The following is a 23334-nucleotide window of genomic DNA, read 5'->3' on the forward strand; positions in this document are numbered from 1 at the left end:
ACGAGACTCCTCCGGGCTACTTTTCGGCTACCGAGGGCAACGGTACCCACAGTAGCCTGTGGCTTCGGTTAGCCTCGATCGATGCGTCGCTATGTGGCCGCCATCGATCAGGGCACGACCTCGAGTCGTTGCATCGTCTTCGATCACCAGGGCCGAATCGCCGGAGTCGCCCAGCGGGAACACGCACAGATCTTCCCGCGACCGGGATGGGTCGAGCACGATCCCGAATCCATCTGGCGCAATACCGAATTGGTGATCGCCCAGGCGCTGCGCGGGTGCGGCATCGGACCCGCCGAAGTGGCCGCGGCCGGTGTCACCAACCAGCGCGAGACCACCGTGGTGTGGGACCGTGCCACCGGCAAACCCGTCTACAACGCCATCGTCTGGCAGGACACCCGCACCGCCGAACTCACCGAACAGCTCGCCGGTGACCAGGGGCCCAACCGCTACGCCGACCGCACCGGCCTGCCGCTGTCCACCTACTTCGCCGGGCCCAAACTGCGCTGGATCCTCGACAATGTGCCCGGGGCCCGGGAGCGCGCCGAGGCCGGGGAGCTGTGCTTCGGCACCATCGACAGCTGGATCCTGTGGAAGCTGACCGGCCTGCACATCACCGACGTCACCAATGCCTCGCGCACCATGCTGATGGATCTGCGCACCCTGCAATGGGATCCGGAGATCTGCGCCGAATTCGGTGTTCCGATGTCGATGCTGCCCGAAATCCGCAGCAGCTCCGAGGTTTACGGCGACATCACCACCGGCGCCCTGGCGGGCGTCCCCGTCGCCGGCATCCTCGGCGATCAGCAGGCCGCCACCTTCGGCCAGGCCTGCCTCTCACCCGGCGACACCAAGAACACCTACGGCACCGGCAATTTCATGCTCATGAACACCGGCACCACCCCCGTCTTCAGCGAACACGGCCTCCTCACCACCGTCTGCTACCGCCTCGGCGACCAGCCCGCCGTCTACGCCCTCGAAGGCTCCATCGCCGTCACCGGCTCCCTGGTCCAATGGCTCCGCGACAACCTCGGCATCATCTCCTCCGCCGACGAAATCGAACCCCTCGCCCGCACCGTCGCCGACAACGGCGGCGCCTACATAGTCCCCGCCTTCTCCGGATTGTTCGCTCCCCGTTGGCGCCCCGATGCGCGCGGCGTCGTAGCGGGCCTCACCCGCTTCGTCAACAAGGGCCACCTGGCCCGAGCGGTCCTGGAGGCCACGGCCTTCCAAACCCGCGAAGTCATCGACGCCATGCGGGCCGACTCCGAAGCCCAGCACCTCGACGTAGAAAAGGTGACCCTGAAAGTCGACGGCGGCATGGTCGTGAACGAACTCCTCATGCAGTTCCAATCCGACATCCTCGACGCCCCCGTAGTCCGCCCCGTCGTCACCGAAACCACCGCCCTGGGCGCGGCCTACGCCGCCGGTCTAGCGGTCGGCTTCTGGACCTCCACCGACGACATCCGAGCCAATTGGTCCGAAGACAAACGCTGGACCCCCTCCATGTCCGCCCCCGACCGCGACCATCTCATGCACGAATGGAACAAGGCCGTAGACCGCACCTACAACTGGGTCGAATCCGATTCCGCGGCAGGCAAACCCGCAACCTCGATGAAGGGTTGAGGTTTCGGTGCGGATGAGGCTCGGGTCGTAAACGTCTCGGCAAAAGGTGGTGGTCGGTTCCCGATCCCGGCTAACGTAAGGCATTGATGGACGGCAGGTCTCGTGATCCAGCTGTCCAGGTTGGGATCCGATCGCTCGAAGCCTTCGGCGTCGAGCCTGCCGATGGAAAGGCAGCGTGCAATGGATCTTCGCGATGTCCCGTGCGGACCCGGACGTTTGCCGGTCCTCGGGCACGGCTGGAGATTGTGGCGAGATCCGGTTCGGTTCATGGTGGACCTGGCCGGCGTCGGGAAAATCGCACGGGTCGATATCGGCAATCGTGTTGTCTATGTCATCACCGATTTCGAACTGCTCCACCGGGTATTGGTCGAGAACTCCGACGCTTACGAGCGAGGTCTGCTCTTCGAACGCATCCGTCTCATATTCGAGGAATCGCTGATCGTCGCGGATGGTCAGCAGCACCGGGATCTTCGCCGTCTGCTGCAACCGGCGTTCCATCGAACGGAGTTGGAGAACTACGCGCCGATCGTGAAGCTCGACGCGGATGCGTTGGCTGGTTCGTGGCAGCCGGGTCAGATTGTCGAGATCCGTTCCACGCTGTCGGAGTTGGTGATCACCGGTCTACTCGAGTCCATGTTCTCGCACGAACCCGATAGCGGGGAACTGCGACACATCTCGAGTTTGATCGAGAGCATCGGCGCGGGTGCCATTGTGGGCAGCGTGCTGCCGAAGCGGCTGGCGAGCCTGCCGCTGCCGGTGAATCGCAAATTCCTTTCGGCCGGAACGCAACTGCGGGACTACTGCCGGGACCTGATCGTCGCGCGCCGCGCCAGCGGTGAGCGCCGGAACGATCTGATCGACATCCTGCTGAACTCACCGGGCGATGAACAGCGCAGCGACAAGTTCCTGGCCGAGCAGGCCGTGACGATTCTCTTCGGCGGAATCGACGCCTTGACCTCCTCGCTCACCTGGGCTCTGTACGAGTTGTCCGAGCATCCGAAGGTGGCTGCGAAACTGCGGGACGAGATCGTCGACGCCGGCGGGCTCGGCCCACAGGACCTCGACCAGATCGAGTATCTGAACTGTTTCCTCAACGAGCTCACGCGAATCCATTCGCCACTGCTGCAGACCAGGCGCAGCGTCGCCACGGTCGAACTCGATGGATTCACATTTCCCGCCGGGACCGATATCGGTTACAGCATCGCGGCCATTCACCGCAACCCGAAGATCTTCGCCGAGCCGGATACCTTCGACCCCGATCGGTGGTTGCCCTCGAACCCCGGGTCGAAAATCCGGAGCTTCGTTCCGTTCAGCATGGGCAATCAGATGTGCATCGGACGAAATTTCGCGTGGGTGGTATTGCAAACCACCCTCCAAAGCCTGCTGTCGAAGTGGGAATTCCACCCGGTCGCGACCAAGAAGCTCCCCCGGGCCATGGGCCCGATCCCCGGGATGCGAAGGCTTCCGCTGGAGGTACGTCCAGTCTCAGGGTTTGCCTGATTCGGTGTGAGTCGTCCTGCGATATCCGGACATCCGGCGAATGAGGGCGGGCAGGACGGCCGCGGTGACGAAGAAGGCGACGGCGACGAGGATGAAGTAGAGCAACGATCCGTTGCGGCCGAATCGCGGCAGGAAGGCGACTTGCTGACCGGTTGCGGCGACGGCGTTGAGGAACGGAGCGTAGGACTGCACGGTGAATCCATGGGGGAGCAGATTCATCGCGCTCTCGGCTACATACACCCAGAACAGGAGAACGGCGACGGCGGCGGACGGTGTGCGGATCAGCGACCCGACCGCGATGCCCACCCCGCACGCGGCGAACGCGTAGATCGGGACGGTCCAGAGGAAACGGATACCGGCGGAGTCTGTGATGTCCACGGCCCCATAGAGTTCGGGGAACCGGTGCGGCAGCGTGACCATGACGACGATGAGCAGCACCACCGTTGATATCGCCGCGATGGCGCCGTAGTAGATCCACCGGGCCAGGGCGACCGTCCAGGGCCGGGGGAACAGGAAAGCGTTGAGATCGCTTGTCTGGCCGCGCCGTTGGCTGCCGTGGGCGTAGGCGGCGGTGACCATCATGATCGACACGGAGAAGGTCATCACCCAGTACACGGAGTTGGTGGTGGAGACCGGGGTCACGAAACGCTGCCCGGGGAGGGTGGCGAGTCGTTCCGCGACGGCGGCGATGACGAAGGTGACGACCAGCGGCAGCACGAAGGTGAGCGGGACGGCGACGGTCCACAGGAAGCTACGTCCGGTGGTGCGTGCCCATTCGGCGGCTATCCCGCGCCGGATGAGGGTGCCCGGACCGGGACTGTTCATGAGGGAGCGCCGGACGTGAGCGGGGTGGGCAGGCCGGCGATTCGCACGTAGGCGTCTTCGAGGCTGGTCTCGTCGGGCCCCAGCGCGCTCATGAGGTCGGCGAAGGGCTGGTCGGCCAGCATGCGCCGGTCTCCGAGGATCACGATGTGGTCGGCATTGCGTTCGACCTCATCGAGCAGGTGCGTGGCGACCAGGACGCAGGTTCCGGAATCGGCCAGCTCGCGCAGCAATTCGCGGATCCAGCGGATGCCCGCGATGTCGAGGCCGTTGAGCGGTTCGTCGAGCAGCAGGGTTCGAGGCTCGCCGAGCAGTGCGGCGGCGATGCCGACGCGTTGCAGCATGCCGAGCGAATAGTGCCCGAGTCGGCGATCGGCGACCCGGAGGAGGTCGACGAGCTCGAGGACGTCACCCACCCTGCTGACGGGTATGCCACGTGCCCGGGCGATCCAGCGTAGATGGCGGCGTGCGGTGTGGCGCGGGTCGAAAGCTCGGTAATCGAGATGCATTCCGAGCGTGGCGGGGGTGGTGTGATGGGCTCGGACCAGGGTGCCGTCGACCCGGACGGTCCCGGCGGCAGGCGCGATGAGGCCGCAGATACACCGCAGCAGCGTGGTCTTGCCGGTGCCGTTGAGACCGATCAGGTAGGTGAGCGCGCCGTCCGCGACGGTCAGTTCGGGGATGTCGAGGACGGTCACGCCCGGGTAGCTCAGGGTGAGGTCACGAATATCGATCACGGTGCTCGGAGCCGGTCAGAAGCTGCAGGACATCGGCAGACCGATGGCCTTGACGCCCTCGCACACGGAGCTGTTGGAGAGCTTCCAGACACCATCGATCCGCTTCCAGACCACGCGCGCGGTGATATCCGGCCGTCCCACCGACCTGGTACGCAGCATCGCGGTATGCACGTTGCCGTCGTGGGTTTCGGGACCCGTGATCTCGTTCGACCCGTAGGGGGCCCGGAACATGCCGCTGTTGTAGATGGCGTCCGCGACCTGAACCGCCCCCATTCCGCCTTCCATATTGGCTGCCTTGGCCTCATCGGAGACGCCGGGCGTTTCGATCAGGAATACGACCTGATCGTGTAGATCATCAAGGGTGGGAACGTCTTTGGTGAGGAGGAACCCGCCAGGAGCGGCGAATGCGGCAGGGGCGTTGACAACCGAGGCGCCGGTCGTGACCACGGCGACCGTCATGATCGACGACACGACACCAGCGACGATATTGAAGGACTTCATCTCTTCATCCTCTGATCAACTGGGACAGCGCATGATTCAGGTTCGAGTACGAATCGGGGCAACAGCAAAATCGGCGCATTCGAGAGTACTCGCGCTCGGCGCGGCTTCTCAGGGTTTGCGCCCGATAGCACCGAGCATGACCATCCGAGTGTCCGGCAGGTCGGGGCGCAGCCACTGCTGCACGGGCACCACGCCGGGCTCGAACAACTCGAAGCCGGCCAGGAACGACTGCGTCTGCGCCGTGGACCGGAAGGCGACCTGGGCCGGACTGTCTTTGGTGCCCATGAGCACCTGGAGTATCTGGGGGTCGGAATCGAGGGAGCCATGGCTGATCGCCACGTAACTGCCCGGCGTCAACCGATCACGGAAGGTCGCGACGATGTCGGCGGGGCCTTCATCGTCCATCACGTAGTGCAGAACGCCGGAGAACAGGACGGCTACCGGCTCGTCGAAGTCGATCAGCGCGTCGCGGTCGAGTTGGTCGAGAATATCACCGGGGCAACGAATATCGCCCAGCAGCGCCGTGATCCCGGGTGGCCCGGCCAGTAGTGCGGTGCTGTGGGTGACCACGATCGGGTCGTAGTCGACGTACACCACCCGCGCCGAGGGCTCGAACTTTCGAGCCACCTCGTGCACGGCGGGCGAGACCGGGATACCCGAGCCGAGATCGAGGAATTGCCGGATGCCTGCCTCGGCGGCCATCTCGACCGCTTTGAGCACGAAACCCCGGGTGAACCAGACCAAGGTCTTGAGTTCGGGCACGCGCGCGAGCATCCGACCGGCCACTTCCCGGTCGGCCTCGTAATGGTCCTTTCCGCCGAGCAAGTAGTCGTATACCCGGGCGGAGCTCAGCTCGCCGGGGTCGAACGGGTGCGGTGTCCGCGCGCGCTCCGACGCAGGCCCCTCGGCTTCCTCGACCACAGATGTAACGGTAGTCGACCACCATTCCGGATGTGTGTGACTCCAGCGATCTGTCGTCACCCCGGCGTGGTGGCGGTATTCGTTCCCGCGATCGAGTGATCGGCGAATTACGTTCCGGCACAACATTCCACGACCGGGCGACAGGTACTTACTCCCGGCTGTCGTCGCGGGTCGGGCTCGAAGCCGTTTCAGCCAGGGCGACCGCGCGTGCCACCGCGGCCCGCGCCTGGTCGACGGTTGCGTAACGGCCCAGGCCGCATGGGGACGCAACGTCCAATCGGCCGCCGTAGGCGGCCTCCGCCGCCGCCAGCGCCTGCCGTGCCTCCTCGAGCGGTTGCTTCGGAAGCGCGAGCCCGGCGATAACGCGCGTGGCGACAGGCAATTCGAGGCGCGCCAGAGGCGCGTAGTACCGCGGCCGGACCGGTGCCCGCTTGCCGTCGCCGATGGGCAGATGGACGAAATCGAGATGCCTGCCCGCGGGCCAGTGTCGCCCTATCGCGTTGGCCAGCGCGACAACCGGGGCAGTCGACCTCGGTGCCACGACCGGCTTGCCGTCGAGGCTCCCGAAGCACAGATGCACACCGAAACGGGAACCATAGGGGGCCCGGGCGACGAGGCGTGCGATCGCTCGACCCGCCAGGGCGGCCGGCCCCTGCCGCAGAAACGCGGGTGTCCCCGCGCAGAGGAGCGTCTCGGCTGCCAGCTCGAGTTGGAATACGACGTTGTCCCCCAACGCCTCATGGATACGGACGATCTCCCTGACCGTGGCGTCGGCGATCGGGCGGTAATAGGGAAAGCCCCGACGCCACCGGAGCATGCGCGCCTCGAAGGCGATGAAGCCGACGACGAACGGTGTCGGCATACCGACCTGCAAGCGCAGTCCGGGATCGGTTCGGCGCAGGTCGGCCAACGCGTCACCGGCCCGCGCGGCCTCCGCCGTATAGCCGAGCGCGGCGTCGACGTCGGCTTCGGTCAGCGATCGGCCCGCCTGAAGCCGAAAGGTGTCGCGGGAACGCAGCGAGGACCAATCACCGCGTCGCACCGGCGCCAGCGCCGGGATGCCGCCGAGCCGGTCGATGATGGGTCGGACGTACCACTGGGCCCGAAATGGATCCGCTTCACAGCCCGGAACCGTGCCATCCAGGAATTCCCCGGCCGTGTCGACTGCGAACGCCATGGCCTGATTCGGGCTGTCCAACTGCGCGGGCAGGCTGCCCACGAAGTGAACCTTTCGCTTGGGCTGCACCGCGCCAGTCTCGCATATCGGGGTCTCCGAGACCTGGCGTCTCGCAACTCCGGTGTCCGGCCGAGGGCCACGCGCGCTGCTACGGACGCGGACCGGTGGGCGGCGGCTGACAGCGGGGGCAGAAGTAGATGCCTCTGTCGGCTCGGGTGGCATGGGAATCGTCGCCCAGCAGGTGGACCGCCAGGTTCGTGCCGCAGCGGGGGCAGGGACGGCGTTGGCGGCCGTAAGCCAGTGGGCGCCATGGGGGTTGGTGGGCTGCCTTGGTGAGGATTCGGTGGGCTTCGTCCACGAGTCCCGGGAGGTCATCGATTTCGCCTACCGGGGTCGTGGGGTGGATCTTGCGGAGGAAGCAGATTTCGCTGCGGTAGATGTTGCCTATGCCCGCGAGGTTGGTTTGGTCGAGGAGCGCCAGGCCGATCGGCTGGGTCGGGGTTCGGGACAAGCGTTGGACAGCCTCTGCCGCATCCCAATTCGGGCCCAGGAGGTCTGGGCCCAGATGGTCCGTGGCGGTGTGTTCGTCGGGGCGGCGGAGGACTTCGACCAGGCCGAGGGAGAAGCCGACTGCTTCGGCGTCATCGGTGGCGAGGACCAGGCGGGCGGTGAAAGCTGGTTTGGTCCAGCGTTGGCCGGGGGAGTAGACGCGCCACTCGCCTTCCATTTTGAGGTGGGTGTGGATGGACAGGGCGGGGGTGCGGATGAAGAGGTGTTTGCCGTAGGTGCCGACGCTTTCGACTTGCTGGCCCTTCAGGTCGAGGGTGGCGTATCGGGGCACCCGGAAATCGCTGCGGGTGAGGGGCTTGCCCGCCAGGGCTTTTCGGAGGCGGGCGGCGGCGAGGTAGACGGTGTCGCCTTCAGGCATGGGGGCTCACGGGCGGCCTCGGAGGCGGAAGCCCTTGGGGGTGGGGGCGAATCCGGCGTCGGTCAGGAAGCCAGCGAAGGTGTTGCCGTGCACGGATTCGCCGTTCACGCGGTCGATGACGAGGGAGTCCACGCGGCGGTCGTGGACCAGGGCGGCGAGGGCGGTGGCGGCCGCGGTGCGGACGGCTGGATCCTCGGTGAAGGTGAGCAGCGTCTTGCCGCCGCGTTCCAGGTACAGCGCTAGTTCGCCTTCGACGAGGACGACCAGGGCACCCGCCTTGCGGCCCGGTCGATGGCCCACACCTTCCGCGGCGGCCTTGGGCCAGGGGAGTGCCGCGCCATAGGGATTCGCGGGATCGCACGCGGCCAGCGCCATCGCATTGCCGACCGGCTCGGAGCCGAACGAGTCCGCGGCGCGGGCGCGGTCGGTGTCGAAGGAGCGGAGGCGGTCGACCACGTCGGTGGTCGAGAATTGGGCGCCGCCGAGGGAGTCGACGAAGTAGCCGCGGCGGCAGCGGCCGCGGTCCTCGAATTCGGTGAGGACGCGGTACATGAGGGCGAAGCCGCCGGGGACGCCTTCGCTTTGGACCGAGCCTCGGGTGAGGACGCCGTAGCGTTCCAAGAGGACGTCGGCGGTGGCGTGGGCGCGGATCGTGTTGTCGGCGATGCGTTCCGGTAGGAGGGACCAGCGGCCTGCTACCTGGGGGGAGCTGGTCCGGGCGGGCATTCCGGTGCGCGGCAGATACATTCGGCCGCGCGGTGCCCGGCGGGGAGTGCGGTGTGCGGTGGTGGTGCGGGTGGTGCCTGCCAGGAGGGCGCGGACCGGGGCGAAGGTGTCGCCGCCGATGTGCCCGGCCCACACCAGATCCCAGAGGGCCGAGGTCACCGCCGCCTCGTCCGCGGAGCCCGCGACGTCGTGGGAGGTGCCGATGTCCCCGGAGCCGACGGAATCCAGCAGCTGGCGGAAGAAGTACGCGCCGCCGGTGTTGCCGGGCACGACCTGGTATTCGCCCTTCGGCAGTGAGGCCGAGTCGTCGGTGCCTTGCGCGGCCGGGTCCACGGTGCCGCCGATCACGGTGGCCCCCAAGGTCGTCAGCAGTCCGATGTGCCGCTCGGTCAGGTCGATATCGTCCGGCGGCGGCAGCGTCAGCCCGGCCTGTTCGGCCGGATGCAGTGCGATCCAGCCGTCCTTGGCGGTGATGGACCCGTGCCCGGACCAGATCACCTCACCGGTGGCCATGAGCTCGTCCAGCAGGGCGGGGGAGTAGTCGCGCACCCGCAGCGGCAGGACCAGCGATTCCCACGCCGAGGCCGGAATCGGTACGCCCGCAAGCTGTTCCACCACTGCCGCGACGCCGTCCACCCCGCGCAGCTCGCCGGTCCCGACATGCTGCCAGGACGGCAGGAACCGGCCCAGCGCGGCGGTCGCCACCGGTTCGACCTCCTTGCGAGCGGCGGCCAGCGACCGGCGGCGCAGGCGGCGCAGCACCTCGCTGTCGCACCATTCTGATCCCACCGAGCCGGGCGTGAATTCGCCTTCCACCACCCGTTTCTCGACTCCGAGGCGATGCAGCGCGGTGGCCGCCACGGCCGGTCCGAGTCCGAACCGGTGCGCGACCCGGGTCAGGGTGAACGGCCCATGCGTGCGCGCGTACCGCCCGATGAGATCGCCAAGCGGATCGGCGACGGGCTCGATGAACGCCGCCGGAACCCCGATCGGCAACGGCACCCCCAGCGCGTCCCGCAACCGCGAGGCATCCTCGATGGCCACCCACCACCGCGACCCCGCGAACGAAACCTCCAGCGCCCGATGCGCTTTCACCAGTTCCGCGAACCATTCCCGCGGATCGGCCTGGCACCGCTCATCAGCTTCCTCGGCCGTGATCGGCCCGAGCAGCCGCAGCAGATCGGCCAGCCCCTCGATATCCCGCGCCTGCCGTTCGGGCGTGAGCCGCTGCAATTCCCGCTCGGTCTGCTCCAGGACGGCCGCGTCCAGCAGCTCGCGCAGCTCCACCCGCCCGAGCAACTCCGCCAGCAGACTGGAATCCAACGACAGTGCCGCAGCCCGCCGTTCGGCCAGCGGACTGTCGCCCTCGTACATGAACTGCCCGATGTAATCGAACAGCAGCGAGTTCGCGAACGGCGACGGCGCGGCCGTCTCCACCTCCACCAGCCGAATCTGCCGCCGCGCCACCCGGCCCAGCAGCTCCCGCAGCGACGGCAGGTCGTACACGTCCTGCAGGCATTCGCGCACGGTCTCCAACAGAATCGGGAACTCCGGGAACTTGCGCGCCACATCCAGCAGCTGCGCCGCCCGTTGCCGCTGCTGCCACAACGGCGCCCGCTTGCCCGGATCGCGGCGCGGCAACAACAGCGCCCGCGCCGCACACTCCCGGAACCGCGACGCGAAAAGCGCCGAGCCCCCGACCTGTTCGGTCACCAGATCATCGATCTCGTCGGTCTCGAACACGAACAATTCCGCCCCCGGCGGATCATCGGTCGTATCCGGCAGCCGCACCACGATCCCGTCATCCGACGGCGTCGGCGCGGCATCCACCCCGAACCGCTCCCGCAGCCGAGCCGCCACCGCCAATGCCCACGGCGCATGCACCGGCAGCCCGTACGGCGAATGCAAGACGACCCGCCAGTCGCCCAGTTCGTCCCGGAACCGCTCGACCATCAGCGTCCGATCCGTCGGCAGCTGTCCCGTGGCCTCCCGCTGCTCGCTGAGCAGCGCCACCAGGTTCGCGGTCGCGTTCTCGTCCAATCCGCCCTGCAGCGCGACGGTTTCGACCTCGGAGTCCTTCGACTTCTTGTTCTTCTCGAGTTCCTGCCCGGCATGCCGCACGAATTCGCCCAGCGCCGCACCCAATTCGGCGGGGCGGCCGAGGGAGTCGCCGTGCCAGAAGGGGAGTCGGCCCGGGAGTCCGAACGCCGGCGTCACCAGCACCCGGTCGAAGGTGATCTCCTCGATCCGCCAACTGGTCGCGCCGAGGGCGAACACATCGCCGACGCGCGATTCGTAGACCATCTCCTCGTCGAGTTCGCCGACACGGGAGGCCTTTTCGCCGACCATGAAGACCGGGAACAGGCCGCGGTCGGGGATGGCGCCACCCGAGGTCACCGCCAGTCGCTGTGCGCCGGGGCGGCCGGTGAGCGTGCCCGCGTCGCGATCCCAGACGATGCGAGGGCGGAGTTCGGCGAACTCATCGGAGGGGTAACGGCCCGCCAGCAGATCGAGGACGGACTCATAGGCCGAACGGGGCAGCGCCGCATAGCTTCCCGTGCCGCGCACCGTCTCGAACCAGGCGTCCGCGTCGATCGGCTCCAGCGCGCAGGCCGCCACGGTCTGCTGGGCGAGGATGTCGAGGGGATGCGCGGGCACCTGCAGTTCCTCGATCTGCCCGGCCGTCATGCGCATGGAGGCCACCGCGCAGTGAATGACATCGGTCCGGTGCTTCGGGAAGATGACGCCCCGCGAGATCTCACCCACCTGATGCCCGGCGCGCCCCACCCGCTGCAGCCCGGAGGCCACCGACGGCGGCGCCTCCACCTGCACCACCAACTCGACGGCACCCATATCGATGCCGAGCTCGAGGCTGCTGGTGGCCACCACGCACCGCAGTCGCCCGCTCTTGAGGTCGTCCTCGATGAGCGCCCGCTGCTCCTTGCTCACCGACCCGTGGTGCGCCCGCGCCAAAAGCGTTGTTGCCCCGTGGATCACCTCGGTGGAGGCCCCCAGCTGCGCGGGCGGCTTGTGCTCGGTCTCCACCGCCTCCCCGATGCGCGCCGCGTACGCCTCGTTCAACCGCGCCGTGAGCCGCTCCGAGAGCCGCCGCGAATTCGCGAACACGATCGAGGACCGGTGCTCGAGCACCAGATCCACGATGGCCTCGTCCACATGCGGCCAGATCGAGCCGGGCTGATCCGAATCCTCCCCGCCCGCATCGGGTTCGGTCATATCCGCCACCGGCACCCGCACCGACAGGTCGAAGGTCTTGGGCGCGGGCGGCGACACAATGGTGATCGGCGCGCTCCCGACCAGGAACCGCCCCACCTCCTGCGGCGGCCGCACCGTCGCCGACAGCCCGATCCGCTGCGCCGGGCGCTCGGTCAGCAGGTCCAGCCGGGCCAGCGAAAGCGCCAGGTGCGCACCGCGCTTGGACCCCGCGATGGCGTGCACCTCGTCCACGATCACCGTGTGCACCCCGCTCAGCGTCTCCCGCGCCGCCGAGGTCAGCATGAGGAACAGCGATTCCGGTGTGGTGATCAGAATGTCCGGCGGCGTGCGCTGCATGGTCCGCCGATCCGCCGCACTGGTATCCCCCGACCGCACCCCCACCCGAATCTCGGGCGCGTCGATCCCCAGCCGCTTGGCCGTCTGCGTGATCCCCACGAGCGGCGCGCGCAGATTCCGCTCGACATCCACCGCCAGCGCCTTCAATGGCGAGATGTAGAGCACCGACGTCTTGCGCGGCCCCGTCTCCGGTTCCCGGGTGGCCAGCCGATCGATCGCCCACAGGAACGCCGAGAGCGTCTTGCCCGACCCGGTGGGCGCGACCACCAGCGTGTGCTGCCCCGCCGCGATCGATTCCCAGGCCCCCAGCTGCGCGGCCGTGGGCGCGGGAAACGCGCCGTCGAACCACTCTCTGGTAGCGCGGGAGAACCGATCCATGGCCACAGTCTGCACCCGACCACCGACAGATCCAGCCACCCCGCCCCCAACCGGTCGGTTCCCCTAACTGTCCGATTTCCGGGTTCCCCGGGCACAGCGAAGACCGGGCAATCGTGCAACGCCCCAGGTCCCCGCGCGTAGGCTTCGGACCGTGCAGAAGGTGCTCCGGCTCGACTTGGTCAGTCACGGTATGACCGAGGCGATGCGCAAAGCACGTTTCCCTGTGGACGAACCGCTCACCGAATCAGGGCGCCGAGCGGTCTCCGCGTGCGGCCGATTGACCGCCGCCCGGGTCGTCACCGCCCCCGAGCGCCGCACCGTCGAGACCGCGGCCATCATGGGCCTGATGGGCGACGAGGACGACCGACTACGCGACCTCGACGCCGGCGCCTGGCGCGGCGGCGAACTCATGTCCGTCCCGAAAGAGGACCTCTACCTCTGGCTCACGGACCCGGCCTATCGCGGCCACGGCGGCGAGGCGGTGGTCGATGTCATCGAGCGCACCGGCGAATGGCTGGCCGATATCGCCCTCGACGGCGAACCCACCATCGCCATCACCCATCCGGCCGTCATCCGCGCGGCCCTGCTGGTCACCTTGGACGCGCCCGCGAAGTCGTTCTGGCGCATAGACGTTCCCCCGGTCAGCGTCACCCGGCTGCACTATCGCGGAGAGTGGACGCTCCACTTTCGCTGAATCCGACACCGCCGTTGAATCCTCCGCTCAGCAGCGCGCGCACGGTGTCGGTGACGAGCCGCGCCGACAGACTCGGATCCAAGGCCCGCTGAATGCCCAGTCCCACGCCGAGACTCAGCACCGCGGTCGCAGCGTCCTCGGCGGATAGCGGCAGTTCCAGGTCCATGGAATCGGCGAGCGCCTGCAGCTGGGTGGCGATGGTGCCGCGCACCAAGCTCCAGCCGGACACCAGTTCCGCCCGCAGCGCCGGATCGTCGCGGGCCACGATGGCGAACTCGAATTCCAGCATGGTCCAGCCGACATCGCCGAGGGTCCGCTCGGCCCAGCCCTGGAGGCGCTCGAGCCGGGCCTCGAGGGTGTCCCCGCTGGTGACCAGTTCGCTCACCTCCTCGAACTTGGTCTCGTGGATGAGCGTCAGCACTTCCAGGCACAGCGCCGACTTGGTCTTGAAGTTCGAGTAGACCGCGCCCTTGGAGTACCCCGCCTCCTCCGCGACCCGATCCAGGCTGGTCTTGGCATAACCGTCGGTCAGGAACATGTCACGCGCGGTGGCGAGCAGGTCCGCGCGGGTGCGGGCCTGGCTCTCGGTCCTGGTGAGTCGTGCCATGGCCACGATTCTATGTACTCGAAGATTTGGGATACCGGGAGTATCTGAAAACTGCTAGTGTTCGAAACCATGAGTAACAGGAACGGGTCACAGCGACGTGGCCTGGCCATCGGCTGCGGCGGCACGGTCGGCATGGCCTGGATCGTCGCCGCGCTGGCCGCGGTGCGGGACGTACTGGACTGGGACCCGCGCACCGCCGACGTCATGATCGGCACCTCGGCGGGCGCGGAGACGCTGACCATGCTGGGCAGCGGCATCGGGGTGGACGACCTGGTCGCCATGCAGCGCGGCACCGCCACCAACCCGATCCTCACCGCCCACATGCGTTCGGAGCCAGGGCGATTCCCGCCCCTGCCGCGCCCGCGCCTGGGCGCGCCGGGCCGCGCGGTCCGAGAGTTGCTGGCCCGCCCCGGCAATGGCCACGCCCTGCTCACCGCGGGAAGCGGGTTGCTGCCGCAGGGGGGCGGCGACCCGACCTGGCTCCAGCGCCTGGCCGAGCGCCTGAACCCCGGCCGCGAGTGGGTCGAGCATCCGGCGACCTGGCTGGTGTCGATGGACAATGCCACCGGCGAGCGGGTGGCCTTCGGCTCCCCGTCGGCCCCCGACGCGAATCTCGGTGCCGCCCTGCGCGCTTCGTGGGCGGTGCCCGGCTGGTTCCCGGCCGTCCCGATCGCGGGCCGCCACTTCATCGACGGCGGCGCGGCCTCCACCGCCTCGGTCGACCTGCTCATCCCGGCCGAGCTGGACGAGGTCGTGGTGATCGCCCCCATGGCCTCCACCGGCCGCCTGCCGGTGACGAGCGCGGGCCACTTCCTCGAGCGTCAGCTGCGAAACCGCATGAGCGAGAAGCTCGATGCCGAGATCGCCCTGCTGCGCGCCACCGGCACCAAGGTGCTGCGCCTGGATGCCACCGCCGAGGACCTGGCCGTGATGGGCCCCAATTTCATGGACGGCCGCCGCCGTCTCGCCACCTTCGAACACAGCCTGGGCAGCATCCGCCGCCGGGTCGAGCAGGGAGCCTTCGCATGAGCATTCTCGGAAACAACTACCCGGCAATCGATCTCAACGGTGCGCGGGTCCTGATTACCGGCGCGGGCCGAGGCATCGGCCAGTGCACGGCCGATCTGTTCGCGAGCAAGGGCGCGGTGGTCGCCATCGCCGATGTGGACACCGCCGCCGCCCAGGCCGCGGCAGCCGCGTTGGGGGCCAAAGCCTTCGAGCTCGACGTGCGCGATCGCGGGAAGTGGGACAAGGTCGTCGCCGACTTCGGCCGCATCGACATCCTGGTCAACAATGCGGGCGTCATGCCCGCGGGAGCCTTCCTCGACGAGCCGGATGCCGTGGGCCACACCACCATCGACGTCAATGTCTGGGGCCTCATCCACGGCATGCGCGCCGTCGTCCCCGGCATGATCGACCGCGGCCGCGGCCACGTCGTGAACGTCGCCTCGCTGGCGGGCAAGATCCCGATCGCGGGCCTGGCCGTCTACAACGCCAGCAAGTTCGCCGCCGTTGGCCTTTCCGCCGCAACGCGTCTGGAGTTCGCGCCGCACGGGGTCAGCGTCAGCTGCGTCATGCCCTCGGCCGTGCGCACCCGCCTGTCCTCGGGCCTGAGCCTGGGCGGCGGTATGCCCACCGTCGATCCCGAGGATGTCGCCGCGTCCATCCTGGCCACGGTGCGCACCCGCCGCGCCGAGGTCGCCGTCCCGAACTACCTGGGCCCCATCGATGTCGCGCTGGCCGCCGCGCCCGAACCCGCGGTGCGCCTGGTGCGCAGGTTCTTCAACGGCGACCGCGCCCTGCATCCCGCGGACGAGAAGGTGCGCGCCCAGTACGAGGCGCAGGTGCGCGCGATCGCTTCCGAGGAGGAGTAGCTACTCGAACCGAATGCCCTGCGCCAGCGGCAGCTCGGTGAAGTAGTTGACGGTGTTGGTGGCCCGGCGCATATACGCCTTCCAGGAATCCGACCCGGATTCCCGGCCGCCGCCCGTCTGCTTCTCCCCGCCGAACGCCCCGCCGATCTCGGCCCCCGAGGTGCCGATATTGACATTGGCGATGCCGCAGTCCGACCCGTCCGCGGCCAGGAACCGCTCGGCCTCACGCTGATCCCGCGTGAAGATCGACGACGAAAGTCCCTGCGGCACAGCGTTGTGCATCTCGATGGCGGCGTCGAGGTCGTGGTAGGTGAGCACGTAGAGGATCGGCGCGAAGGTCTCCTCCCGCACCACGGCGGTCTGCGCGGGCATGCGCACCACGGCCGGGCGGACGTAGAAGGCGTCCTCGCCCGGCCCCTCGATACGCTCGCCACCGCAGACCAGCTCGCCTCCGTCGGCCAGCGCCCGGTCCAGTGCCGCCCGCATGCCGTCGAAGGCGCGCTCATTGACGAGCGGCCCGACGAGAACGCCTTCCTCGAGCGGATTACCCACGCGCAGCTGTCGATACGCAGCCGAAATCCGATCCAGCAGCGGCCCTGCGACATCCACGTGCGTGATCAGCCGCCGCAGCGTGGTGCAGCGCTGGCCCGCCGTGCCAGCGGCCGCGAAAACGATTCCGCGCGTAGCCAATTCCAGATCCGCCGAGGGCGTCACGATCGCGGCGTTATTGCCGCCGAGCTCCAGCAGGCAGCGCCCGAACCGAGCCGCCACCCGCGGCGCGACCTGCTGCCCCATCCGCACCGACCCGGTCGCGCTCACCAGCGCCACCCGCGGATCGTCCACCAACTGCTCACCGACCGGCGCGGGACCCTGAATCAGCTGGTGCACTTCGGGATCCGCGCCCACATCCAGCGCGGCCCGCCGCAGCAGTTCATGACAGGCCACTGCCGTCAGCGGCGTCGTCTCCGACGGCTTCCACACCACCGTGTCCCCGCACACCAGCGCGATGGCGGTATTCCACGCCCACACCGCGACCGGGAAGTTGAACGCCGAGATCACCCCGACCACACCCAGCGGATGCCAGGTCTCCATGAGCCGGTGCCCCGGCCGCTCCGAGGGCATGGTCTTGCCGTACAACTGCCGCGAGAGCCCGATGGCGAACTCGCAGACATCGATCATCTCCTGGACCTCGCCGCGCGCCTCCGGCCCGATCTTGCCCGCCTCCAGCGTGACCAGTTCGCCCAGATCGTCCAGATGCTCGGTGAGCAGCGCCGCCAGCCGCCGCACCACCGCCGCCCGCTGCGGCGCGGGCACGGTCCGCCAGCTCCGGAAGGCCGCGTCGGCCCGCGCGATGGCGGCCTCTACCTCGGCGGACGTGCTCGCCCGCAGGGTCATCAGCTCGCTGCCGGTGATCGGGGTGCGCGCGGGAAGTTCGCCCGGTGCGGGCGGTTCGACGCCCAGCCGTCGCAGTACGTTCTCCGCGCGCTCACGTAGCTCACGGGTGGCCAGGTCTGACAGTGCGTGACTCATTACATGCTCCAGGTTGGGTTCCGGCACCGAGTTCGGTTCGCTGCGTTAGCCTTCGCTGATGGCGGATACACCGGCGAAACCCGTACTCGACGACATCGATCGACTGCTGATCCGTGAGCTGATTGCCGATGGCCGCGCCACCCTGTCCAATCTGGCGGAGAAGGCCAACCTTTCGGTGTCCGCGGTGCAGTCGCGAGTGCGGCGGCTGGAGGCGCGGGGCGTGATTCGCGGATACACGGCGAACGTCGATCCCGAGGCGCTGGGGCAGATGCTCTCCGCATTCGTCGCGATCACTCCTCTCGATCCGTCCCAGCCCGATGACGCTCCCGCACTGCTGCAGCACATTCCGGGCATCGAGGCGTGTCACTCGGTGGCCGGCGATGAGAGCTACATGCTGATGGTGCGGGTGGCCTCGCCCAGGCACCTCGAGCAACTGCTCCAGGAGATCCGCGCGACTGCCAATGTGCGAACGCGTAGCACCATCATCCTGCAGACATTCTATGACAAGTAGGCCACGGACCCGGGCAAGTAGGCCGCAGACATTCGGGTGACGACACGGTTACGGGCGGAATAGTTCCTGAACTTGCGGGCAAAGCCGTAAAAATTCATTTACGCTGGGTGGCGTGACCCTCGGACTCGATCGGCTCGGGGCGGCAGCCGAAACCACACTGGTCACCCCCGCCCGGGTGCACGAGATCCTGGCCGCGAGCATTCTCGCCGACGGCTTCGACCTCGTTCTCGATCTGCGCAAGTCGCGCGGACGTCGACTCGTGGATGCCCGCGACGGCACCGCGTACCTCGACATGTTCGGCTTCTTCGCCTCCAACACGCTCGGCATGAACCATCCGGCGCTGCTGGGCGACAAGCACTTCCTGGCCAACCTCACCGCCGCGGCGCTCAACAAGCCCAGCAATTCCGACATCTACACCGTCGAAATGGCGCGCTTCGTGGACACTTTCGTGCGTGTGCTGGGCGATCCGCGACTGCCGCACCTGTTCTTCATCGACGGCGGCGGTCTGGCGGTCGAGAACGCGCTCAAGGCGGCCTTCGACTGGAAGTCCCGCCACAACGAAATGCACGGGCGCCCAGCCGAACTCGGCACCAAGGTGCTGCACCTGAATGGGGCCTTCCACGGCCGCACCGGCTACACGCTCTCGCTCACCAACACCGATCCGGTCAAGACCGCGCGCTTCCCGAAGTTCGACTGGCCGCGCATCGACACCCCGTACACCGGACCCGATCACCCCGATATCGAGGCCGCCGAGGCGCACGCGCTCGACCAGGCCCGCCGCGCCTTCGTCGAAAACCCGCACGACATAGCGTGTTTCATTGCCGAGCCGATTCAGGGCGAGGGCGGCGACCGGCATCTGCGCCCGGAATTCCTGCGCGCGATCCAGGAGCTCTGCCACGCCAACGACGCCCTGTTCATTCTCGACGAGGTGCAGACCGGCGTCGGCATGACCGGCACCGTGTGGGCCTACCAGCAGCTCGGCCTGGAACCCGACATCGTCGCGTTCGGCAAGAAGACCCAGGTCTGCGGCATCATGGCCGGCGGCCGGGTGGACGAGGTGCCCGACAATGTCTTCCACGTCAGCTCGCGCCTGAACTCCACCTGGGGCGGCAATCTGGCCGATATGGTCCGGGCCCGGCGCGTCTTCGAGGTCATGGAGCACGAGGACCTGGTGGCCCGCGCCCGCGAACTCGGCCCGCACCTGCTCGCCCGGCTGACCGAATTGTCCAGCGCCCATGCGGAAGTCACCGATCCGCGCGGCCGCGGGCTCATGTGCGCGATCACCCTGGCGACGCCGGAGCTGCGCGACGAGGTGGTGACCCGGCTGCGCGAGGAGGAGCGCATCCTGATCCTCGGCACCGGCGATCGCGGTATCCGATTCCGCCCGCCGCTGACGGTAACCAAGGCGGAACTGGACGAGGCCGTAGACGCCCTCGAGCGCGTATTGCGTTGAGCCACAACCCGGACCGGGTCGGTCCGGGTTGCCCGCATTAACTGATTAGTGGCCATTGTCCGAACCGCGTGGCGCGGCGGGACACTCCGTGAACCCGCCGCGAACCGCCATGTCGCCGCCTACTATTCGACGACATGTCAGCTCACCGCAATGCCGTCATGGCACGGTGCATTCCGTGATCGCGCGCCGTGCACGTCTGGGTCTGATTCTCTCCGCAGTGATGCTGGCCGGTTGCTCAGGTGGCCAATCCGGTCCGGCCTCGCAGTCGTCCACGCCCTCGTCCACCCCCGCGAGCGCGTCGCCCGCCGCGGCCGAGGCGCCGAACCTGCTGCCCGGCATGCCGCCCCCGCTCTCACCGGCCGACGTCTACGCCGCCACCCGCGAGCTGAGCCCGGCCGTGGCCGATCAGCCCACCCGCGTCTACGTCCCCAACAGCGAGTCCAACACCATCACCGTCATCGACCCGGACAGCTTCCAGATCATCGACACCTTCCCGTCCGGCGGCCGCGAGCCCCAGCATGTCGTCCCGTCCTACGACCTGCAGATGCTCTACGCCAACAACGACCTGCCCATCGGCAGCGGCAGCCTGCTGCCCATCGATCCGCGCACCGGCAAGCCCGGCGACCCCATCCCCGTCCGCGACCCGTACAACATGTACTTCACCCCGGACGGCAAGTACGCCCTCGTGGTCGCCGAGGCCGACCGCTCACTGGACCTCTACGACCCGCACACCTGGCAGAAGCTGCACGACATCGCGGTGCCCGACTGCCCCGGCGTCAATCACATGGACTTCACCGCCGACGGCCGCACGGCCCTGGTCAGCTGCGAGTTCAGCGGCCGCATGGCCGTCGTCGACATCGCGAACCTGGCCCTGCTGCGCATGATCGACCTGCCCGGCGGCCGCTCGGGTATGCCGCAGGACGTAAAGCTCTCGCCCGACGGCAAGACCTTCTACGTCGCCGACATGATGGCCAACGGCATCTATGTCTTCGACGCCAAGACCTTCGACAACACCGGATTCCTGGAGACCGGCGCGGGCACCCACGGCCTCTACGTCACCCGCGACTCCAAGCAGATGCTCATCACCAATCGCAAGGAAGGCAGCATCTCGCTCTGGGACTTCGCGACCGGCAAGCTCGTCAACAAGTGGCCCATTCCGGGCGGCGGCAGCCCGGATATGGGCAATCTCTCCGCCGACGGCCGCGTCTTCTGGGTCTCGGGCCGCCATCACGGCGAGGTGTACGCCATCGACATCGTGGAGTGGAAACTGTTGGCCCGCATACCCGTCGGCCGCGGCGCGCACGGTCTCACCATCTGGCCCCAGCCCGGTCGGTACTCGACCGGCCACACCGGCGTCATGCGGTGAGTCCACCAGGGCGTCGTGCGGTGAGTACCGACACGGCGTGCGCCGAGTGTGGACCCCGCCAAAAGCTGGTCCCGATGACTGGGGAGATTTGCTATTGAACATTGTTCGGGTCGGGATCGTATATGACCCGAATAGTGGTATCTACCTGCGGCTTTCTACTGGCAGGGAGCCAATAACCATACTCACGAGTAGCCCCGTCTGGATTACATAAGGCCTCTGATACTGGTTACACTCCCCGTCATGACGAGTGTCCAGCAGCAGCCTTCGCCGGGTTCGGCAGGTGCCCCAGATATCCACACCACCGCCGGCAAGCTGGCTGACCTGCGCAATCGGCTGGAAGAGGCCAAGCATCCGATGGGTGAGGCCGCGGTCGACAAGGTGCACGCCAAGGGCAAGATGACCGCGCGCGAGCGCATCCTCGCCCTGCTGGACGAGGGCTCGTTCGTCGAACTCGACGCGCTGGCCCGGCACCGCAGCGTGAACTTCGGCCTGGAGAACCAGCGTCCGCTGGGCGATGGCGTGGTCACCGGCTACGGCACCATCGACGGCCGCGACGTCTGCATCTTCTCCCAGGACGTCACCGTCTTCGGCGGCTCGCTGGGCGAGGTCTACGGCGAGAAGATCGTCAAGGTGATGGATCTGGCGCTGCGCACCGGCCGCCCGCTCATCGGCATCAACGAGGGCGCGGGCGCGCGCATCCAGGAAGGCGTTGTCTCCCTGGGTCTTTACGGTGAGATCTTCCACCGCAATATCCAGGCCTCGGGCGTCATCCCGCAGATCTCGCTGATCATGGGCCCGGCCGCGGGTGGTCACGTGTACTCGCCCGCGCTGACCGACTTCGTGGTCATGGTCGACCAGACCTCGCAGATGTTCGTCACCGGTCCCGACGTGATCAAGACCGTCACCGGCGAGGAAGTCACCATGGAGGAGCTGGGCGGCGCCCACACCCACATGGTCAAGTCCGGTGTCGCGCACTACGTCGCCTCCGGTGAGCAGGACGCCCTGGACTACGTCCGCGATCTGCTGAGCTACCTGCCGAGCAACAACCGCGCCGAGGCCCCGCGCTTCCCGGCCACCGCCGCCGCGGGCGCCATCGAGGAGAACCTCACCGAGGCCGACCTCGAGCTGGACACCATCGTCCCGGACTCCCCGAACCAGCCCTACGACATGCACGAGGTCATCAAGCGCCTGGTGGACGACGAGGAGTTCCTCGAGGTCCAGGCCGAGCGCGCGATGAACGTGATCGTCGGCTTCGCCCGCATCGACGGCCGCAGCGTCGGCTTCGTCGCCAACCAGCCCTCGCAGTTCGCGGGCTGCCTGGACATCGACGCCTCCGAGAAGGCCGCGCGCTTCGTGCGCACCTGCGACGCCTTCAACGTCCCGATCATCACCCTGGTGGACGTGCCCGGCTTCCTGCCCGGCACCGGCCAGGAATACAACGGCATCATCCGCCGCGGCGCGAAGCTGCTCTACGCCTACGGTGAGGCCACTGTGGGCAAGATCACAATCATCACCCGCAAGGCCTACGGCGGCGCCTACGACGTCATGGGTTCCAAGCACATGGGCGCCGATGTGAACCTGGCGTGGCCGACCGCTCAGATCGCGGTCATGGGTGCGTCCGGGGCGGTCGGTTTCGTCTACCGCAAGCAGCTGCAGCAGGCCGCCGCCGAGGGCAACGACGTCGATGCCCTGCGCCTCGAGCTGCAGAACGAGTACGAGGACACCCTGGTGAACCCGTACGTGGCGGCCGAGCGCGGCTATGTGGACGCGGTCATTCCGCCGTCGCACACCCGCGGTCAGATCGTGTCGGCGCTGCGGCTGCTGGAGCGGAAGATGGTCTCCTTGCCGCCGAAGAAGCACGGCAACATTCCGCTCTGATAATGCGATAAGCGCGGTATGGGGCGCACACTGTCCATTAGGACAAACGACTCGTACCGCGCACGATCGCCTCATCCGAGCAAAGATGTTCAGGAATGACCCTCGCTGTCGGGGGTTGTATCGAATACCGTTTGCGTCCCGGAAGACATGCTCCGGCCGCGAACACGCCGCCCACCACGCGGCGAACGGACAGGAGGACTGGCGCTGTGACGACCATGGCCGATGAAGAAGTACTGCGCGCCGCCGAACTGGATCTAGCCGGAGTCGATGAGATCGCGGACGCCGTCGAGAAGGCCGTCACCGAGGTCGAACCGTCGAGCACCGAACCGGTCATCCGGGTCCTGAAGGGCAACCCGACCGACGTCGAGCTCGCCGCACTGCTCACCGTGTTCGCCGCCGCGTCGGCCGGCGCCGCCGCCGCACCGGCCGACAACGGCCCGGCCGACCACTGGGGTCGCCCGACCCTGGCGCACCGCGGCACTTCGCCCTTCTCTCCCTACGCTTTCCCGGCGCTCTCGCATCTGCGCGACTGACGGCT

At 67.8% G+C, this 23334-nt stretch carries 19 protein-coding genes; 10 read left to right on the forward strand and 9 right to left on the reverse strand.

Translation table 11 applies throughout. From position 1 onward, the window contains the following. The first annotated feature begins 81 nt into the window (after positions 1–81). Together glpK and ACAM49_RS15030 are read left to right on the forward strand one after the other, a co-directional pair. The gene (glpK, locus tag ACAM49_RS15025; RefSeq protein WP_369636110.1) at positions 82–1623 is read left to right on the forward strand and encodes a glycerol kinase GlpK; all 1542 of its coding nucleotides are present in this window, start codon (positions 82–84) and stop codon (positions 1621–1623) included. A gap of 102 nt (positions 1624–1725) precedes the next feature. Further along, a complete protein-coding gene (locus ACAM49_RS15030) occupies positions 1726–3123 on the forward strand; it encodes a cytochrome P450 (RefSeq protein WP_369636111.1) in 1398 nt (465 codons plus the stop codon). On the opposite strand, the gene ACAM49_RS15035 is transcribed toward ACAM49_RS15030, so the two are convergent. The 7 genes from ACAM49_RS15035 to ACAM49_RS15065 form a co-directional block, all read right to left on the reverse strand. Beyond that, positions 3109–3948, reverse strand: a complete 840-nt coding sequence (locus ACAM49_RS15035) for an ABC transporter permease (protein WP_369636112.1) — start codon at positions 3946–3948, stop codon at positions 3109–3111. The two genes, ACAM49_RS15030 and ACAM49_RS15035, sit on opposite strands and share 15 nt — an antisense overlap. Continuing rightward, positions 3945–4682 (reverse strand): ABC transporter ATP-binding protein, encoded by a 738-nt coding sequence (locus ACAM49_RS15040; RefSeq protein WP_369636113.1) that lies wholly within the window; start codon positions 4680–4682, stop codon positions 3945–3947. The genes ACAM49_RS15035 and ACAM49_RS15040 overlap by 4 nt, the downstream gene beginning before the upstream one ends. Before the next feature lie 15 nt (positions 4683–4697). After that, positions 4698–5183, reverse strand: a complete 486-nt coding sequence (locus ACAM49_RS15045) for a hypothetical protein (RefSeq protein WP_369636114.1) — start codon at positions 5181–5183, stop codon at positions 4698–4700. Between the two features lie 108 nt (positions 5184–5291). Beyond that, entirely contained in the window at positions 5292–6104 is an 813-nt protein-coding gene (locus ACAM49_RS15050) for an SAM-dependent methyltransferase (RefSeq protein WP_369636115.1), read from the reverse strand. A gap of 148 nt (positions 6105–6252) precedes the next feature. Further along, positions 6253–7323 carry a hypothetical protein gene (locus tag ACAM49_RS15055; RefSeq protein WP_369636116.1) on the reverse strand — a complete coding sequence of 357 codons (1071 nt, stop codon included), beginning with the start codon at positions 7321–7323 and terminating at the stop codon, positions 6253–6255. Between the two features lie 106 nt (positions 7324–7429). Continuing rightward, positions 7430–8209, reverse strand: coding sequence for a DNA-formamidopyrimidine glycosylase family protein (locus ACAM49_RS15060; RefSeq protein ID WP_369636117.1), 780 nt, complete (start codon positions 8207–8209; stop codon positions 7430–7432). A gap of 6 nt (positions 8210–8215) precedes the next feature. Beyond that, positions 8216–12883 (reverse strand): ATP-dependent helicase, encoded by a 4668-nt coding sequence (locus ACAM49_RS15065; RefSeq protein WP_369636118.1) that lies wholly within the window; start codon positions 12881–12883, stop codon positions 8216–8218. A 151-nt stretch (positions 12884–13034) separates the two neighbouring features. Here ACAM49_RS15065 and ACAM49_RS15070 point away from each other — a divergent pair, with 151 nt between their 5' ends. Beyond that, on the forward strand, positions 13035–13577 hold the full coding sequence (locus tag ACAM49_RS15070) for a histidine phosphatase family protein (RefSeq protein ID WP_369636119.1): 543 nt from the start codon (positions 13035–13037) through the stop codon (positions 13575–13577). Here ACAM49_RS15070 and ACAM49_RS15075 read toward each other — a convergent pair. After that, positions 13531–14184 carry a TetR/AcrR family transcriptional regulator gene (locus tag ACAM49_RS15075; RefSeq protein ID WP_369636120.1) on the reverse strand — a complete coding sequence of 218 codons (654 nt, stop codon included), beginning with the start codon at positions 14182–14184 and terminating at the stop codon, positions 13531–13533. The two genes, ACAM49_RS15070 and ACAM49_RS15075, sit on opposite strands and share 47 nt — an antisense overlap. A 69-nt stretch (positions 14185–14253) precedes the next feature. Between ACAM49_RS15075 and ACAM49_RS15080 the strand changes: the two genes are divergently transcribed. Both ACAM49_RS15080 and ACAM49_RS15085 read left to right on the forward strand, forming a co-directional pair. Continuing rightward, entirely contained in the window at positions 14254–15213 is a 960-nt protein-coding gene (locus tag ACAM49_RS15080; protein ID WP_369636121.1) for a patatin-like phospholipase family protein, read from the forward strand. Next, positions 15210–16058, forward strand: a complete 849-nt coding sequence (locus ACAM49_RS15085; RefSeq protein WP_369636122.1) for an SDR family oxidoreductase — start codon at positions 15210–15212, stop codon at positions 16056–16058. The genes ACAM49_RS15080 and ACAM49_RS15085 overlap by 4 nt, the downstream gene beginning before the upstream one ends. Here the strand turns inward: ACAM49_RS15085 and ACAM49_RS15090 are convergent, their stop codons facing one another. After that, entirely contained in the window at positions 16059–17588 is a 1530-nt protein-coding gene (locus ACAM49_RS15090; protein WP_369636123.1) for an aldehyde dehydrogenase family protein, read from the reverse strand. It abuts the gene before it with no gap. Positions 17589–17646: 58 nt separating this feature from the next. Here ACAM49_RS15090 and ACAM49_RS15095 point away from each other — a divergent pair, with 58 nt between their 5' ends. The 5 genes from ACAM49_RS15095 (at position 17647) to ACAM49_RS15115 (ending at position 23329) form a co-directional block, all read left to right on the forward strand. Further along, entirely contained in the window at positions 17647–18099 is a 453-nt protein-coding gene (locus ACAM49_RS15095) for an Lrp/AsnC family transcriptional regulator (RefSeq protein WP_033085113.1), read from the forward strand. A gap of 112 nt (positions 18100–18211) precedes the next feature. Beyond that, positions 18212–19552: an L-lysine 6-transaminase gene (lat, locus tag ACAM49_RS15100; RefSeq protein WP_369636124.1), complete on the forward strand. Its 1341-nt coding sequence runs from the start codon at positions 18212–18214 to the stop codon at positions 19550–19552. Between the two features lie 175 nt (positions 19553–19727). Next, positions 19728–20918 (forward strand): beta-propeller fold lactonase family protein, encoded by a 1191-nt coding sequence (locus tag ACAM49_RS15105; RefSeq protein ID WP_369636125.1) that lies wholly within the window; start codon positions 19728–19730, stop codon positions 20916–20918. Positions 20919–21158: 240 nt separating this feature from the next. Continuing rightward, a complete protein-coding gene (locus ACAM49_RS15110) occupies positions 21159–22796 on the forward strand; it encodes an acyl-CoA carboxylase subunit beta (protein WP_369636126.1) in 1638 nt (545 codons plus the stop codon). Positions 22797–23011: 215 nt separating this feature from the next. Continuing rightward, positions 23012–23329 carry an acyl-CoA carboxylase subunit epsilon gene (locus ACAM49_RS15115; RefSeq protein WP_369636134.1) on the forward strand — a complete coding sequence of 106 codons (318 nt, stop codon included), beginning with the start codon at positions 23012–23014 and terminating at the stop codon, positions 23327–23329. The last annotated feature ends 5 nt before the right edge of the window (positions 23330–23334 follow it).

The sequence above is a fragment of the Nocardia sp. JMUB6875 genome (assembly GCF_041154655.1).
Lineage (GTDB): Bacteria > Actinomycetota > Actinomycetes > Mycobacteriales > Mycobacteriaceae > Nocardia.

What these genes read in the sequence shown, in the direction of transcription:
- ACAM49_RS15035 (WP_369636112.1), bottom strand. Translation starts at nt 3,948, where the DNA reads ATGAACAGTCCCGGTCCGGGCACCCTCATCCGGCGCGGGATAGCCGCC.
- ACAM49_RS15095 (WP_033085113.1), top strand. Translation starts at nt 17,647, where the DNA reads ATGGCGGATACACCGGCGAAACCCGTACTCGACGACATCGATCGACTG.
- ACAM49_RS15080 (WP_369636121.1), top strand. Translation starts at nt 14,254, where the DNA reads ATGAGTAACAGGAACGGGTCACAGCGACGTGGCCTGGCCATCGGCTGC.
- ACAM49_RS15075 (WP_369636120.1), bottom strand. Translation starts at nt 14,184, where the DNA reads ATGGCACGACTCACCAGGACCGAGAGCCAGGCCCGCACCCGCGCGGAC.
- ACAM49_RS15090 (WP_369636123.1), bottom strand. Translation starts at nt 17,588, where the DNA reads ATGAGTCACGCACTGTCAGACCTGGCCACCCGTGAGCTACGTGAGCGC.
- ACAM49_RS15085 (WP_369636122.1), top strand. Translation starts at nt 15,210, where the DNA reads ATGAGCATTCTCGGAAACAACTACCCGGCAATCGATCTCAACGGTGCG.
- ACAM49_RS15065 (WP_369636118.1), bottom strand. Translation starts at nt 12,883, where the DNA reads ATGGATCGGTTCTCCCGCGCTACCAGAGAGTGGTTCGACGGCGCGTTT.
- ACAM49_RS15110 (WP_369636126.1), top strand. Translation starts at nt 21,159, where the DNA reads ATGACGAGTGTCCAGCAGCAGCCTTCGCCGGGTTCGGCAGGTGCCCCA.
- ACAM49_RS15060 (WP_369636117.1), bottom strand. Translation starts at nt 8,209, where the DNA reads ATGCCTGAAGGCGACACCGTCTACCTCGCCGCCGCCCGCCTCCGAAAA.
- glpK (WP_369636110.1), top strand. Translation starts at nt 82, where the DNA reads ATGCGTCGCTATGTGGCCGCCATCGATCAGGGCACGACCTCGAGTCGT.
- ACAM49_RS15115 (WP_369636134.1), top strand. Translation starts at nt 23,012, where the DNA reads ATGGCCGATGAAGAAGTACTGCGCGCCGCCGAACTGGATCTAGCCGGA.
- ACAM49_RS15045 (WP_369636114.1), bottom strand. Translation starts at nt 5,183, where the DNA reads ATGAAGTCCTTCAATATCGTCGCTGGTGTCGTGTCGTCGATCATGACG.